This window comes from Brevundimonas sp. (assembly GCF_032055285.1).
In the GTDB taxonomy this organism is placed as follows: Bacteria; Pseudomonadota; Alphaproteobacteria; order Caulobacterales; family Caulobacteraceae; genus Brevundimonas.
On record NZ_DAMBRE010000002.1, the window covers coordinates 146,675 to 161,351 of the forward strand.

Annotated in this window: 13 protein-coding genes and 2 pseudogenes; 9 read left to right on the forward strand and 6 right to left on the reverse strand. The window is 66.5% G+C overall.

Translation table 11 applies throughout. The annotated features are described in order from the left end of the window. Positions 1-323: 323 nt before the first annotated feature. Both RTY13_RS06240 and RTY13_RS06245 read right to left on the reverse strand, forming a co-directional pair. Positions 324-1,091, reverse strand: a pseudogene (locus RTY13_RS06240) (efflux RND transporter permease subunit); the annotation flags it as partial. A 538-nt stretch (positions 1,092-1,629) separates the two neighbouring features. Further along, a pseudogene (locus RTY13_RS06245) lies at positions 1,630-1,767 on the reverse strand (cation transporter); the annotation flags it as partial. A gap of 74 nt (positions 1,768-1,841) precedes the next feature. On the opposite strand from RTY13_RS06245, the gene RTY13_RS06250 reads away from it, so the two are divergent. Continuing rightward, positions 1,842-2,264, forward strand: a complete 423-nt coding sequence (locus RTY13_RS06250) for a MerR family transcriptional regulator (protein ID WP_003165015.1) — start codon at positions 1,842-1,844, stop codon at positions 2,262-2,264. Between the two features lie 234 nt (positions 2,265-2,498). Here RTY13_RS06250 and RTY13_RS06255 read toward each other — a convergent pair whose 3' ends face one another. Next, complete coding sequence (locus RTY13_RS06255; protein WP_312781930.1) at positions 2,499-2,717, reverse strand: GDCCVxC domain-containing (seleno)protein; 219 nt, start codon at positions 2,715-2,717, stop codon at positions 2,499-2,501. Then, positions 2,714-3,100 carry an MFS transporter permease gene (locus RTY13_RS06260; RefSeq protein WP_312781932.1) on the reverse strand — a complete coding sequence of 129 codons (387 nt, stop codon included), beginning with the start codon at positions 3,098-3,100 and terminating at the stop codon, positions 2,714-2,716. The genes RTY13_RS06255 and RTY13_RS06260 overlap by 4 nt, the downstream gene beginning before the upstream one ends. Before the next feature lie 61 nt (positions 3,101-3,161). On the opposite strand from RTY13_RS06260, the gene RTY13_RS06265 reads away from it, so the two are divergent. Next, on the forward strand, positions 3,162-3,566 hold the full coding sequence (locus RTY13_RS06265) for a helix-turn-helix domain-containing protein (RefSeq protein WP_291751848.1): 405 nt from the start codon (positions 3,162-3,164) through the stop codon (positions 3,564-3,566). A gap of 102 nt (positions 3,567-3,668) precedes the next feature. Here the strand turns inward: RTY13_RS06265 and RTY13_RS06270 are convergent, their stop codons facing one another. Together RTY13_RS06270 and RTY13_RS06275 are read right to left on the reverse strand one after the other, a co-directional pair. After that, entirely contained in the window at positions 3,669-4,859 is a 1,191-nt protein-coding gene (locus RTY13_RS06270) for a phage integrase central domain-containing protein (RefSeq protein WP_312781938.1), read from the reverse strand. A 244-nt stretch (positions 4,860-5,103) separates the two neighbouring features. Continuing rightward, positions 5,104-5,235, reverse strand: coding sequence for a hypothetical protein (locus RTY13_RS06275; protein ID WP_312781940.1), 132 nt, complete (start codon positions 5,233-5,235; stop codon positions 5,104-5,106). Positions 5,236-5,465: 230 nt separating this feature from the next. Between RTY13_RS06275 and RTY13_RS06280 the strand changes: the two genes are divergently transcribed. The 7 genes from RTY13_RS06280 (at position 5,466) to RTY13_RS06310 (ending at position 14,654) form a co-directional block, all read left to right on the forward strand. After that, entirely contained in the window at positions 5,466-6,911 is a 1,446-nt protein-coding gene (locus tag RTY13_RS06280; RefSeq protein WP_312781942.1) for an aldehyde dehydrogenase family protein, read from the forward strand. A gap of 17 nt (positions 6,912-6,928) precedes the next feature. Beyond that, positions 6,929-7,693: a glucose 1-dehydrogenase gene (locus RTY13_RS06285; RefSeq protein ID WP_312781944.1), complete on the forward strand. Its 765-nt coding sequence runs from the start codon at positions 6,929-6,931 to the stop codon at positions 7,691-7,693. After that, the gene (gene leuB, locus RTY13_RS06290; RefSeq protein ID WP_312781945.1) at positions 7,677-8,798 is read left to right on the forward strand and encodes a 3-isopropylmalate dehydrogenase; all 1,122 of its coding nucleotides are present in this window, start codon (positions 7,677-7,679) and stop codon (positions 8,796-8,798) included. The genes RTY13_RS06285 and leuB overlap by 17 nt, the downstream gene beginning before the upstream one ends. A 10-nt stretch (positions 8,799-8,808) precedes the next feature. Next, positions 8,809-10,095, forward strand: coding sequence for an acetylornithine deacetylase/succinyl-diaminopimelate desuccinylase family protein (locus tag RTY13_RS06295; RefSeq protein ID WP_312781947.1), 1,287 nt, complete (start codon positions 8,809-8,811; stop codon positions 10,093-10,095). Between the two features lie 5 nt (positions 10,096-10,100). Then, positions 10,101-10,667: a cupin domain-containing protein gene (locus RTY13_RS06300; protein ID WP_312781949.1), complete on the forward strand. Its 567-nt coding sequence runs from the start codon at positions 10,101-10,103 to the stop codon at positions 10,665-10,667. Positions 10,668-10,958: 291 nt separating this feature from the next. Continuing rightward, positions 10,959-13,154, forward strand: a complete 2,196-nt coding sequence (locus RTY13_RS06305) for a TonB-dependent receptor (RefSeq protein WP_312781951.1) — start codon at positions 10,959-10,961, stop codon at positions 13,152-13,154. A gap of 180 nt (positions 13,155-13,334) precedes the next feature. Beyond that, the gene (locus RTY13_RS06310; protein WP_312781953.1) at positions 13,335-14,654 is read left to right on the forward strand and encodes an aspartate aminotransferase family protein; all 1,320 of its coding nucleotides are present in this window, start codon (positions 13,335-13,337) and stop codon (positions 14,652-14,654) included. Positions 14,655-14,677 lie beyond the last annotated feature (23 nt).

The following is a 14,677-nucleotide window of genomic DNA, read 5'->3' on the forward strand; positions in this document are numbered from 1 at the left end:
TCGCCGAGTTGCCTGGCCCTCATCGGGCAGGCGGGATATCAATGAGGGACAGGCCCGCGGCCGGCTCCAGCCCACCGCCGTCAGCGCCAGTTCCGGCCTGAACGGTATCGTGGTCGATGTCGTGGACGTCGTTCATCTCCGCGAGAGCCGCGACGAACCTGATCAGCCCCGGCCTTCGGCAACCGCGCCGTTCACATCGTCGTTGCTGACACCCCATAGGTGAAGGTCTTGGGCTTCAGCCATCCTTGGCACTGCCGCAAACTTCGAAAGGGAGACCGTGAGCGGCGATCATCGCCGCCCACGGTCCGCTGGCAGGAGTGTGTTCAGTCCTCGATCCCCTCCGATTTACGATGCTTGACCGCCTTGGCCGCAAAGGTCGGCAGGACCAAAAGCGTAAGGACTGTCGCGGTCAGAAGGCCGCCGATGACCACGGTGGCCAGAGGCTTCTGAACCTCGGCCCCTGCGCCGTGAGCCAGCGCCATAGGGATGAAGCCGACGATGGCGACCAGGGCCGTGGTCAGCACCGCGCGGAGACGACTGGACGCGCCTTCGATGGCCGCCGCTACAGGCTCCAGGCCGGCCTGGAGCCGCTCCCGGATCGCCTGCATCAGCACCAGACCGTTCAGGGTCGCGACGCCGGAGACGGCGATGAAGCCGACCGCCGCCGATACCGAGAACGGCATCCCCCTGAGCAGCAGGGCCAGAGCCCCGCCGACCAGGGCCAGCGGCACGCAGGCGAACACCAGTCCCGCCTCCGCGAATGACCCGAGCGCCATGAACAGCAGCACGCCGATGAGGATGAAGACGATGGGAATGACCAGTCCCAGCCGTTGCTCGGCCCGTTTCAGGTTCTCGAACTGGCCGCCCCAATCCAGCCGGTAGCCGACCGGAAGAGCGACCTCGCTCACCGCCGCCTGTGCGTCGGCCACGAAGCCGCCGAGATCGCGCCCGCGCACATTGGCCTGGACCACCATGCGCCGGCTGCCGTTCTCGCGACTGATCTGGTTCGGTCCTTCGGCCGTCTCGATGCGGGCGACGGAAGACAGAGGCACGATCACCCCCGTGCTCGAGACGATGGGCAAGGCTTTCAGCCGGCACTTCGCTGACCTGGCCATCGATCTCGACCAAGGCGGTCTTGGGCACCAGGTCGGTCAAACCCTGGATGCTCTTGCGGGCCCGCCCCGCAGCGACGCCCTCCAGCATTTCACCAACCAGAAACAGAAGGACGACGGCTGCGGCCTCTTCTGCAGCGCCGATGAAGACGGCTCCGACCGCCGCAATCGTCATCAGCATCTCGATCGAGAACGGCGTCCCGTACCGTGCAGCGGTGATCGCACGCCAGCCAACTGGGGCAAGGCCGACCGACAGGGCGACCAGGAAGGCTCCACGCTCCATCGCCGGGAACAGGGCGCCGAAAATGTAGGCCGCGACCAGGGCGACGCCGCAAGCCGCTGTAAGCTTGGCCTTGCGGGTCCACCACCATGGACCGCTGGCCGCCCGGTGGTCGTCACCGGGAGGGGCCATCGCCGAACCCGCCGAAGGCTGCAGCGGCGCGAGGACCTCGACGCCGTAGCCCAGGTTGCGAACCTGACGAAGCACGCCCTCCCCCGCAAAATCGGCGCCGTGCTGAACCTTCAGAACACCCGAGGAGACCGCCACAGCGACATCTGTGACGCCTGGCAGCTTCCGCACCGCAGCGTCGACCTTGGAGCCGCAGCTTGCGCAATCCATACCGGTCACGCGATATCGGCTTTCCAGGTTTTCCATTGTGGCGAGGGGCTCCTTGTTTCGAACGCCGGGCGACGCTACTTCCTCTAGCGACTAGAGGAGCAAGCGATAAAATGAGCCAGGGCGTGACGATAGGCCAGGCGTCCAAAGCGAGCGGGATCAAGGCGCCGACGATCCGCTACTATGAGCAGATTCAGCTCCTGCCGTCGCCGCCTCGCTCGGAGGGGAACCGGCGCCTCTACGATGCAGACGATCTGAGACGCCTGCGGTTCATTCGACACGCGCGCGAACTCGGCTTCGAGATCGAACCGATCCGCGAACTTTTGGCGCTGGCTGGAGACCCGAGTCGACCCTGTCAATCGGCCGACAGCATTGCCCGCTCCCATCTTGCCGATATCGACCACAAGATCGCGCGCCTCACCGCTTTGCGGGCCGAGGTCGCCCGCATGACGCACTGCATTCAAGAATCGGCTGAAAAATGCCGAGTGATTGAAGTTCTAGGTGACCATAGCGGCTGCTTGCACGACAGACACTAAGCTCTGCTTGCTACCGTCCAAGGCAACCGCCTTGACCCGTGCCCATGCCAGTCAAATGGCGGGCCTATATTCCGAGTGAAAGGCGTCGGGCGTGCCGATCGATGCGGCCAACGACCTGTCCGCCATCGCCATCAGGTCGGCCTAGCGCCGGCGGCCATCTTACGATGGACGAAAGATCGACGCCCCGCGTTCACCTGGCCTGGCGACGCGGGGCTTCGGTCAGATGCAATATTCCTAGCCGCAGCAGCCCTTGCCATCCTCCTGGATCGGCGGACAGGGCACATTGGCGTAGGAGCAGAAGACGCAGCAATCGCCGGGCAGGGGCTTCAGCTTCACGCCGCAGCCGAGGCAGTCGTAGAACCAGATGCAGGCGTCGGTGGGCATGGTCTCGGTCGCGACATGACCGCATTGCGGACAGGTCAGCGTGGACTGGAGCAGGACGGGCGCCTTCATTTGACGGCCGCCAGTTGAGGCAGGAGCCAGGGCTCGACATAGGGCTCCCAGGCAAGGGAAAGCACGATCAGCAGCGTGGCGAAGACAAGCAGCCAGAAGGCCAGCGGTGAAGGTCGTCCGCAGGCCGTATCGCGTCGGCACATGCGAGAGCGGCGCCAGTGCAGCAGCCACCCGAGGGCCAGAACCACGGCGGCGATCGGGGTCAGCCAATGGCGCGCCCCGGCGAACACGGCGACGCCCGCGAAGGATACGCCCGCAATCGACAGCACCAACGGCAGGACGCAGCAGGCCGCCCATGCAAGAAGGGAAGCGAACCCGCCGACCGCCGCTGAGGCGCTGACGGCGACTTCGGGAATGCGGGCGCGGTTTGGGTCGGTCGCCATGGGCTATCCTGTCTGACTTCTGATACAGCCTACAACCCGTAGCCACTACGGGATCAAGAGCGTGTCGAGACAAGATCTGACCATCGGGCGCCTGGCGCTCAGCGCCGGGGTGAACCTGGAGACCGTGCGCTACTATGAACGTATCGGGCTGATGCCTGCGCCGGCCCGAACCCAGGGCGGACATCGTTGCTACGAGCCTGAACACGCCCAGCGACTGAGATTCATCCGCCGATCGCGCGAACTCGGGTTCGGCATAGACGCCATTCGTCGGCTGATCGCTCTATGCGAGCCGACGGCCCAATCCTGCAGCGAAGTGCGCGACATGGCTCAGGACCACCTTGTCAGCATCGAAGCGAAGATCGCCGACCTGCAACGCCTTCAAGCCTTGTTGAAACAGACGGTCTCCGACTGCGGCGACGGAAGACGAGTCCGGTGTCCGGTCATCGAAGAGCTCGGCTCAAGCTAGATGCCCCCCTCATTCAGCGGCTAGGCAGTTCCGAGGCGACTGCGATTGATATCCGCCCGGAACAGCAACAAGAACAGACAGGCGCGAATGCTAACCACAGGGCTAACCTAGGCAGAACTCCGCCCAGTCCTCCATCAGCCGAAATCGCTTCGCCATCATGTCTCCACGACGATAGGCCGCCTCAACCTTGCTGCTCACAGTGTGCGCCAACGCCATCTCGGCGGCTTCTTGAGGATGCGCGGTCTTCTCCGACACCCAATCCCTGAACGTCGACCGGAAGCCGTGCGGCACGGCTTCGACCTTCATGCGGCGAAGCACGGAAGCAAGAGTCATGTTCGAGAGCGCCTCGCCATCGATATTGGCGAAGACCAGATCAGTGTCCGGATTCCGCCGCGTCGCAGCGAGAAGCGCGAGCGCGCCTGACGAAAGCGGCACACGATGCGGCCGCCCCGCCTTCATCCGCTCACCCGGCACGACCCACAGGGCGGCCGGAAGATCGATCTCGGACCATCTGGCGCCCCGCACCTCGCCCGAGCGCGCTGCGGTGAGAATGGTGAACTCAAGCGCCCGCGCGCCTGTCCCTTTTTCGTCAGCAAGCCTGGCCATGAAGGCAGGCATTTGGTCGATGCCCAAGGCCTTGTGGTGAACAACCTTCGCGACCCTGGAGGGTTTGGCGAGGAGTTTGTCCAGATGCCCCCGCCAACGTGCGGGGTTGGGGCCAGATCGGTATTCCCGCGCCGCGGCCCAATCCAGCACCATTTCCACACGCCCGCGAAGACGGCTCGCGGTCTCGGTCTTGATCGTCCAGATGGGCTCCAGAATTCGCATGACGTGCGGGAGGGCGACTTCCTCCACGCCCAGGTCGCCGATCACCGGATAGACATAGGTTTCAAGCGTGGCCGCCCACTGCGCCCTGTGTTTGGGATTCTTCCAGCTAGCCTCATGCGCCGCCATATAGGCCTCTGCGGCCTTGCGAAACGACACCGCAACGACGGCGGGCGTTCTCACCGCTCGGCGCGCCTCACGACCTGCTTCGACCGGATCAATACCGCGCCGGATCTGCTCCCGCGCGTCGCGGGCGGCCTCGCGCGCTCGCGCCAGGGTCACATCGGGATACCCCCCGAGACCCAGATCTCTCCTCCGCTTGCCCATGGTTGCGCGCAAGATCCAGCTTCGCCCGCCGCTTGACAGCACTTGCAGGGCTAGCCCCGCTACGCCGCCAACAAAATGCAGGCCTGGTTCGCGTAGCCGCGACACCGCCAATGGTCCTAGTTCATCTGCTTTCCGGGGCATTTCCCACCCATCCAACAACCCATCATAAAACCCATCAACTCACCCATCAAAAAATCTGCGCTTGAGTGCAACAATATGCAACGTCCTGAAGCGACCAAACTCAAGCCACACCTGGGTTCAACCTACCTCTGAACAACGGTGAATAGGGCTGAAAAGGGCCGAAATCCGACACCCTCTCCGCCACCGGCCTTTGATCAAAGCAGTCGCCCTTCGGGGCAGCGCCCCTGCGATCGCCATGCCCCTGTCAGCCGACGATGGCCGCATAGAGGCTGACGCCGAACGCCACGAGCACCGCCAGGGCGGACAGCACGGCTCCGATAGCGCCTATGACCAGCATGACGATGAGCAGGACTTCCTGCAGCGACGAAGGCTTCATCGAGAAAGCCTAGCTTTGCCGTCGCGCAGCGTCGAGCCCTTCAACCCGCGCCGCCGCCGATCCGGTCGATGATGATCACCGGCACGCATTTCGATCGGAATTTCGATCACGTCGAACGAAAAATCAGCCACTTGCAGCCAGGCCAAAAAGGGCTTGTTGCGTAATCCATAATCAGGCCCACTCACTTTCGAGCGTTCGCGGCGGCGAGCGATGAGGATGAGCAGAGGTTGATGGTCGCGCCCTTTCCTACCGATCAGGTCTTTATCGGCGGCGCCTGGCGCGCGGCGAGCGGCGGCGTGACCCTGCCCATCGAAAACCCGTCGACGGGCGACCTCATGGGCGCCCTGGCCGCCGGAAGCGCCGTTGACGTGGACGCCGCCGTCCGCGCCGCCCGCGCCGCCTTCGATGGAGACTGGGGCCGGATGACGGCGGTCGAGCGCGGCCGCATCCTGGCCCAAATGGGCCGAGAGGTCGAAGCCCGCATCGACCTGCTGGCCGAACTTGAGGCGCTGGACGTCGGCAAGCCGTTGAAACAGGCCCGCAATGACGTAGTTGCCCTGGCTCGCTATCTGGAGTTCTACGCGGGCGCGGCGGACAAGCTGCACGGCGAGACCATTCCCTTCCAGGACGGCTACACCGTCTACACCCTGCGCGAGCCCCACGGGGTGACGGGCCACATCATCCCGTGGAACTATCCGATGCAGATCATCGGCCGCTCGGTCGTGGCGGCCCTGTGCGTCGGCAACGCCGTGGTGCTGAAGCCCGCCGAGCAGGCGTCTTTGACCGCCCTCGCCTTCGCCCACATCGCCGAGGACTGCGGCCTGCCCGCCGGTGCCCTGAACGTCGTGACCGGCACGGGCGCCGAGGCAGGCGCGGCGCTGGCGGCCCATCCGGGGATCAACCACCTGTCCTTCACCGGCTCGACCGGCGTGGGCGTCGCCATCCAGCAGGCGGCGGCGGTCAACGCCGTGCCGGTGACGCTGGAGTTGGGCGGCAAGTCGCCCCAGCTGGTGTTCGACGACGCCGATCTGGACAATGCCCTGCCCTTCCTCGTCAACGCGGGCGTCCAGAATGCAGGCCAGACCTGCTCGGCCGGATCGCGCGTCCTGGTCCAGCGCGGCGTCTATGACGAAGTCGTGCGCCGCATGGCCGAACGCTTCGCCGCCCTGACTGTCGGTCCCGCCATGGACGACCGCGACGTCGGTCCGTTGGTGTCGAAGAAGCAGCAGGCCATGGTCGAGGGCTTCATCGACAAGGGCCGCGCCGACGGCCTGATCGTGGCGCAGGCGACTCTGGCCGACCTGCCGCCCGGCGGCGCCTATGTCGCCCCGACCCTGTTCGCCAACGTCGCGCCCGATCATCCGCTGGCGCAGCAGGAAATCTTCGGCCCCGCCGTCGTCGTCATCCCGTTCGAGACGGAAGATGACGCCGTCGCCATCGCCAACGGCACCGACTACGGCCTGGTCGCCGGGGTCTGGACCGCCGACGGCGGGCGGCAGATGCGGCTGGCGAAACGGCTGCGGGCCGGACAGGTCTTCATCAACAACTACGGCGCGGCGGGCGGGGTCGAACTGCCCTTCGGCGGCGTCGGCAGGTCGGGTCACGGTCGCGAGAAGGGGTTCGAGGCGCTCTACGCCTTCACCACCCTCAAGACCGTCGCCGCCCATCACGGATAGCGCAAGGGAGTAGCGTCTTGGGGGAGAACAGATCGAAGCGGCTGGAGGGCAAGCGAGCGATCGTCACGGGCGGAGCCTCCGGCTTCGGCGCCGGAATCGCGCGCCGCTTCGCCGAGGAAGGCGCCCGCGTCATCGTCGCCGACCTGAACGGTGACGCCGCCCGCGCCCTGGCCGCTGAATGGGGCGACGCCGATCTGGGCGTTAAGGTCGATGTGTCCAGCGCCGCTGACGTGGCCACGCTCGCCGAGACCGCCAACCGCCTGCTGGGCGGGGTCGATATCGTGGTCAACAATGCCGGCGTCGGCCATACGCCCCAGCCGCTGGACGAACTGTCGGACGAGGCCTTCGACCGCATCGCCAGCGTCAACATGCGCGCCATCTATCTGATGTCAAAGGCCTTCGTCCCGGCGATGAAGGCGCAAGGTTCCGGCGCCATCCTCAACATCGCCTCGACCGGCGGGGTAAGCCCCCGGCCCAATCTGACCTGGTACAACGCCTCAAAGGGCTGGGTCATCACGGCGACGCGGGCCATGGCGGTCGAGCTGGCGCCCTTCCAGGTGAGGGTGAACGCCCTGAACCCGGTGGCCGGCGACACCCCCCTGCTGAAAACCTTCATGGGCGCCGACACGCCCGAGGTGCGGGCCAAGTTCCTGGCTTCCATCCCCATCGGCCGTTTCTCGACGCCCGAAGACATGGGCGCCGCCGCCGCCTTCCTCTGCTCGGACGACGCCTCGATGATCACCGGCGTGGCCATGGAGGTGGACGGTGGCCGCTGCATCTGACCGCGTCTTCAAGCTTCTGGTCCTGCCGGGCGACGGCATAGGGCCGGAGATCATCCGCGAGACCCTGCGCGTCGCCGACTGGTTCGGCCGCAACGCCGGGCTACGCATTGAACTGAGCGAGGGACTGGCGGGCGGCGCCAGCATCGACGCCGTCGGCGCGCCCATCGCCGAGGATGTGGTGCAGCAGGCGCTAGCCTCCGACGCCGTCCTGTTCGGCGCCGTCGGCGGGCCGAAGTGGGACCACCTGCCCCGCGCCCAGCGGCCCGAGATGGGCATCCTGCGCCTGCGTCAGGCGCTGGACCTCTACGCCAACCTGCGCCCCGCCGTCTGTTTCGACGAACTGCTGGACGCCTCGGCGCTGAAGCCCGAACTGATCCGGGGCCTCGACATCCTGATCGTGCGCGAGGCGACGGCCGGCGTCTATTTCAGCCTGCCCCGCGCCAATGAAGTCGGCCCGGACGGCCAGCGCCGCGCCTATGACACCCAGGCCTATACCGAGGCCGAGATCGCCCGCGTCTGCCGTACGGCCTTCGAGCTGGCCCGCACGCGCAAACGCCGCCTCTGCTCGGTGGACAAGGCCAATGTCATGGAGACGGGCGCCCTATGGCGGACCGTGGCCACCGAGGTCGCCGCCGACTATCCCGACGTGGAGCTGTCGCACATGTACGCCGACAACTGCGCCATGCAGTTGGTCCGGCGCCCGGACCAGTTCGACGTCATCGTCACCGACAACCTGTTCGGCGACATCCTGTCCGATGCCGCGGCGGCCCTGACCGGATCGCTGGGCCTGCTCCCCTCGGCCTCCCTGTCCGGCCTTGGACAAGGCGGGCGCAGCCGGGGCCTGTATGAGCCGATCCACGGCTCGGCGCCCGACATCGCGGGCCAGGGCGTCGCCAACCCCATCGCCGCCATCCTGTCCTTCGCCCTGTGCCTGCGCTGGTCCTTTGACCGCGCCGATCTGGCCGACCGACTGGAGCGCGCCGTGCGACAGGTCGTGTCCAGCGGCGTCCGCACGCCCGACATCGCCGAATCCGGCGTCGCCCCCGTCTCCACCCTTCAGATGACCGACGCGGTTCTGGCCGCGCTGGACGCGCAGTTCGCGTGAGGATCGACCGATGAGCGCCCCCACCTTGCAGACCGTCATGGACCTGATCGACGGCCGCACCGACGAACTGGTCGCCCTGACCCAGGACCTGATCCGCTTCCCCACCATCAACCCGCCGGGCGAGGCCTATCGCCCCTGCGCCGAATACATCGGCGAGCGGCTGAAGAAGCGCGGCTTCACCGTCGAATATGTGCGCGGCGAGGGCTCGCCGGGCGACAGCGACCAGTATCCGCGCACCAACGTCATCGCCCGCTGGACCGGCAGCGAGCCCGGCCCCTGCGTCCACTTCAACAGCCACATCGACGTGGTCGAGGTCGGCGCCGGCTGGACCGTCGATCCCTTCGGCGGCGAGGTGAAGGACGGCCGCGTCTATGGCCGGGGCGCCTGCGACATGAAGGGGGGCCTGGCCGCCTCCATCATCGCGGTCGAGGCCCTGATCGATTCCGGCCTGCCCCTGCCCGGCGCGCTGGAGATCTCCGGCACGGTAGACGAGGAATCGGGCGGCTACGGCGGCGTGGCCTATCTGGCCGAGCGCGGCTGGTTCTCGGAGCCGAAGGTCAACCACGTCATCATCCCCGAGCCGCTGAACGTGGACCGGGTCTGCATCGGCCACCGCGGCGTCTGGTGGGCCGAGATCGAAACCAAGGGCCGCATCGCCCACGGTTCCATGCCCTTCCTGGGCGACTCGGCCATCCGCCACATGGGCGCGGTGATGGAGGAGTTCGAGAGCAAGCTCTACCCCGCCATGGCTGCCCGCCATTCCGACATGCCGGTCGTGCCCGAGGGCGCGCGCCAATCGACGATGAACATCAACTCCATCCACGGCGGTCAGGCCGAGGGCTTCGACGGCCTGCCCGCGCCCTGCGTGGCGGATTCCAGCCGCATGATCATCGACCGCCGCTTCCTGATCGAGGAAACCCTCGAAGACGTGAAGGGCGAGGTGAAGGCTATCCTCGACGGCCTGGCCGCCCAGCGTCACGGCTTCCGCTATGAGATGCGCGACCTGTTCCAGGTGGCCCCCAGCATGGCCGACCGCGACGGTCCCGTCGCCAGCACCACCGCCGCCGCCATCGAGACGGTGCTGGGACGCAAGGCCCAGTTCGTCTGCTCGCCCGGCACCTATGACCAGAAGCACGTCGACCGCATCGGCAAGCTGAAGGACTGCATCGCCTACGGCCCCGGCGTGCTCGACCTGGCGCATCAGCCCGACGAATGGGTCGGCATCGACGACATGACCAACTCGGCCAAGGTCATGGCCCGCGCGGCCTATGACCTGCTGACCCGCAAGCGAGGATGAGCGAGATGGCGCGCGGCGACATGGAAGACGAGAACATCATCGGCCCGCGCCTGCGGGCCCTTCGGGACCGGCTCGGCCTGTCGCAGCGCGCCCTGGCGCGCAAGGCGGGCGTGCCCTCCAGCACCGTCAGCCTGGTCGAAAGCGGCCGCACCAGCCCCTCGGTCGGTTCGCTGAAACGTCTGCTGGACGCCGCCGGCGTGTCGCTGGGCGAGTTCTTCAGCTCCGAGTTCGAGACCCCGACCAAGCACTTCTATCGCCACGACGAACTGACCGACATCTCGCGCGGCGAGGTCTCCTATCGCCAGCTCGGCTCGGGTCAGGACAGCAGCCTGCAGATCCTGCACGAGACCTATCAGCCCGGCTCGGACAGCGGCCGCGTCATGCTCTCCCACGAGGGCGAAGAGGGCGGGCTGATCATTTCCGGCCGTCTGGAAGTCACCGTGGACGGCCAGTCGCGCGTGCTGAAAGCCGGCGACGGCTACCTCTTCCCCAGCACCCTGCCCCACCGCTTCCGCAACGTCGGCGACGTCCCCTGCGTCGTCATCAGCGCCTGCACCCCGCCGACCTTCTGACCCCGCGTTGCACTTGCTCAGAATACTGAGCGAGAAAAATAAAATTACCCGCCTTCTCAGCCCATTGACCTCCTGAAGAAACAGACTTGTCGATCTTCCCATTTCGCCAGCTACTTCGTGCACGACAGTAGCGTGACACCGGGAGGCGGCCGAGGGAAACGCAAGGCTTGCTGCATTGCACAACGCCCCAAGGCCGAAGATAGTTAGCGGGTGGCGGGACCGTCGTTCCGCCTCGGCCGCAACGAGACCGCTGAAGAAAGGTCCGTGCGGCGTCATGGGAGGGATGAGACGATGAATCGTCTGTTGGTCAGCGTATCCGTCGGGGCGCTCGCAGCCCTGTGTTCCACCACCGCCATGGCCCAGCAGGCGCCGCCTGACCGGGCCACGACGATCGACGAAGTCATCGTCACCGCCCAGCGCCGCGAGCAGGCCGCCCAGGACGTCGGCATCGCCCTGAGCGTCCTCAGCGGCGAGAGCCTGGTCCAGCAGGGCGTCACCAACGTCAACCAGCTTCAGAACGCCACGCCCAACCTCGAGGTCGAACCGGCCTTCGGCGGCGGCGCGGCCCAGTTCCGGATGCGCGGCGTCGGCTTCCAGGACTACGCCTCGAACAACTCGCCCACCGTCGGCGTCTATGTGAACGAGGTCGCCTATCCGGTGCCCGTCATGACCCAGGGCCTGATCTTCGACATCGACCGGGTCGAGGTCCTGCGCGGGCCGCAAGGCACCCTCTACGGCCGCAACACCACCGGCGGCGCTATCAGCTTCGTCACCAAGCGTCCGACCGAGGAACTGTCGGCCGGCCTGATGACCGAATGGGGCAGCCACGACCTGTTCCGCGCCGAGGGCCATGTCTCCGGCCCGCTGGCGGGCGGCCTGCGCGGCCGTCTGGCGGTCTCGACCGAACAGGGCGGCGCCTGGCAGCGCAACCGCACGACGGGCGAATCGCTCGGCGACGCCGACCGCACCGGCGCCCGCGCCCTGCTGGCCTGGGATCCGAGCGAAAGCCTGTCCCTGCTGCTGGATGTCCACGGCGGGATCGACAAGTCCGAGAACCTGGGCCTCTACCTGCTCAGCGACCTGCGGACGCGCGGCGGGACCGGGCCGACCATTCTCGCGGACAAGGATCACTCCAAGACCGGCTGGGGCCTGTCGCCGCGCTTCGCCGCCTCGATCGGCCGCGACGTCACGGACAAGCCGGGTCGCGACAACTCGTCCTGGGGCACGTCGCTGAACGCCAACCTGGCGCTCAAGGGCATGAACCTGACCAGCATCACCAGCTACGAGACCCTGGACCGCAGCGAATACGGCGACTGGGATTCCAGCGCCTCGGTCGAGGCCGACACCTTCTTCGGCAGCGACGTGGACGTGGTCTCGCAGGAACTGCGCCTGGCCTCGGACAACGACAGCGCCCTGACCTGGGTGGCCGGCTTCTACTATTCCAAGCAGGACCTGAACGAGCGCTACTTCTCGGACTTCATCGACATCTACGGCACCTACGCCCAGGTCACCTATGACCAGTCGGTCGAGTCCTGGAGCCTGTTCGGTCAGGCCGAATACGCCTTCGCCGAGCGCTGGAAGGCCATTCTGGGCCTGCGTTACGAGGAAGAGACCCGCGAACTCGCCGGCTTCGGCTCGGCCTTCGGCGGCGCCACCGCCCTGCCCCCGACCACGGTCGACACCAAGATGACGCCCCTGACCGGCAAGGCGGCGCTGGAGTTCAAGCCAACCGACAACGTCCTGATCTACGGATCGGCCAGCCGGGGCGCCAAGTCAGGCGGATTCACCACCTACAACACCGGCAACCGCAGCGGCATCGAGCCCTTCAACCCGGAAATCCTCTGGGCCTACGAGGTCGGCTTCAAGGCCGATCCGTCACGGGCCGTTCAGATCAACGGCGCCGCCTACTACTACGACTACACCGACCAGCAGGTCCTGTCGGCGGTCTGGGGCGCCAATGGTCCGGTCGGGCGCTTCACCAACGTGCCTTCATCCCACATCTGGGGCGCTGAACTGGAGGCGGTGCTCAAGCCGATCCAGGGCCTGCGGATCAGCCAATCGCTCAGCTACAAGAAGGGCGAGTACGACGAATACGAAGCGCTCGACGTGCCCGCGTCACGCGCCGCCAACATGGCCGTCTTTGAAGACAAGGCGGGCGACCCGATCCTCTTCCCCGCCTGGAGCTACGCTGGTTCGATCAGCTACGACTGGACCGTCAGCGGCTTCGCCGTCACGGCCGAGACCAACTACTCCTTCCGCGACGAATACCCCTCGTGGCTGGGCGTCAAATACGACGTGCCGGACTACTGGCTGGCCAACGCCAGCGTGACCGTGGGGCCCGAAACGGCGAACTGGTCCGTCACCTTCTGGGCGCGCAACCTGTTCGATCAGGAATACGACCTGACGCGCAACTTCTTCACCAGCGCCGACATCGCCCAGCCGGGTCGGCCGCGCACGATCGGCGCACGCCTCAGCCTGCAGTATTGAGGATCGCCGCCGGGCTGGAAGGTGTCCGTACGCCTTCCAGCCCGCCCCTGATCGGAGCGCCCACTTTCCTGATCGCGCGACGCTCAAATCATAACAAATCAAAGACTTACGGCGCGCGAATAACAGGCTTCCCTTCCCCCGACATTCATCGACTACTGGGCGTTCTGAAAGGATGTCTGCATGACCGCACGGGCCGCCAACGACCTTGATCCCTTCTGGATGCCGTTCACTGCGAACCGCAGCTTCAAGGCGCATCCGCGGCTGTTGGCCTCGGCCAGGGACATGCACTACTTCACCCCGGACGGTCGCCCGATCCTGGACGGCACGGCGGGCCTGTGGTGCGTCAACGCCGGCCACGCCCGACGCCCCATTGTCGAGGCCATCCAACGTCAGGCCGAGGTTCTGGACTACGCCCCGACCTTCCAGTTGGGGCACCCCCTGGTTTTCGAACTGGCCGCCCGCCTGGGGATGCTCTTCCCCGCCGACATCAACCACGTCTTCTTCGCCGGCTCGGGTTCGGAAGGCGTCGACAGCGCTCTGAAGATCGCCCTCGCCTATCAGCGGGCCAGAGGCTTCGAGAACCGCACCCGCCTGATCGGACGGCAGAAGGGCTACCACGGCGTCGGCTTCGGCGGCATTTCCGTCGGCGGGCTGGAGAACAACAAGCGCGGCTTCCTGACCCTGCCGGGCGTCGACCACCTGTCGCACACGCTGAACCTAGAAGAGGCCGCCTTCTCGCGCGGCCAGCCGACCTGGGGCCTGCATCTGGCCGATGAACTGGAGGTCCTGATCGCCGAGCACGAGGCCGAGACCATCGCCGCCGTCATCGTCGAGCCCATGTCCGGCTCAGCGGGCGTGATCGTGCCGCCAGTCGGCTATCTGGAGCGGCTGCGCGAGATCACCCGCCAGCACGGCATCCTGCTGATCTTCGACGAGGTCATCACCGGCTTCGGCCGCGTCGGCGGGGCCACGGCATCCGAGACCCTGGGCGTCATTCCTGACCTGCTGGTCTGCGCCAAGGGGCTGACCAACGGCGCCGTGCCGATGGGCGCGGTCGGCGTACGCAGCGAGGTCTATGACGCCGTGGTCAATCAGGCCGCTGCGCCGGGCATCGAGTTCTTCCACGGCTACACCTATTCGGGCCACCCGCTGGCGGCGGCCGCAGGGCTCGCGACGCTGGAGGTCTATGAGGACGAGGGCCTGTTCCAGCGTGCAACCGATATGGCGCCCTACTGGGAAGAGGCCGTGCACAGTCTGAGGGGGCTGCCGCACGTCATCGACATCCGCAATCTGGGCATGGTGGCGGCTATCGAGCTGGCGCCGCGCCCCGACGCGCCCGGCGCCCGGGCCATGGAAGTGTTCCACACCGCCTTCGACGAAGGAATTCTGATCCGCGTGACCGGAGATGTCATCGCCCTGTCGCCTCCGCTGATTATCAGCCGCGCGCAGATCGATGAGCTTATCGATCACCTGTCACAGATCATTCGTCGAACGACATAAATCAAGCATCGACGACGAGGGGG

Coding starts and splice junctions, on each gene's coding strand:
- RTY13_RS06270 (WP_312781938.1), bottom strand. CDS start 4,859: ATGCCCCGGAAAGCAGATGAACTAGGACCATTGGCGGTGTCGCGGCTA.
- RTY13_RS06305 (WP_312781951.1), top strand. CDS start 10,959: ATGAATCGTCTGTTGGTCAGCGTATCCGTCGGGGCGCTCGCAGCCCTG.
- RTY13_RS06300 (WP_312781949.1), top strand. CDS start 10,101: ATGGCGCGCGGCGACATGGAAGACGAGAACATCATCGGCCCGCGCCTG.
- RTY13_RS06275 (WP_312781940.1), bottom strand. CDS start 5,235: ATGAAGCCTTCGTCGCTGCAGGAAGTCCTGCTCATCGTCATGCTGGTC.
- RTY13_RS06255 (WP_312781930.1), bottom strand. CDS start 2,717: ATGAAGGCGCCCGTCCTGCTCCAGTCCACGCTGACCTGTCCGCAATGC.
- RTY13_RS06295 (WP_312781947.1), top strand. CDS start 8,809: ATGAGCGCCCCCACCTTGCAGACCGTCATGGACCTGATCGACGGCCGC.
- RTY13_RS06250 (WP_003165015.1), top strand. CDS start 1,842: ATGAGCCAGGGCGTGACGATAGGCCAGGCGTCCAAAGCGAGCGGGATC.
- RTY13_RS06280 (WP_312781942.1), top strand. CDS start 5,466: ATGGTCGCGCCCTTTCCTACCGATCAGGTCTTTATCGGCGGCGCCTGG.
- RTY13_RS06310 (WP_312781953.1), top strand. CDS start 13,335: ATGACCGCACGGGCCGCCAACGACCTTGATCCCTTCTGGATGCCGTTC.
- RTY13_RS06260 (WP_312781932.1), bottom strand. CDS start 3,100: ATGGCGACCGACCCAAACCGCGCCCGCATTCCCGAAGTCGCCGTCAGC.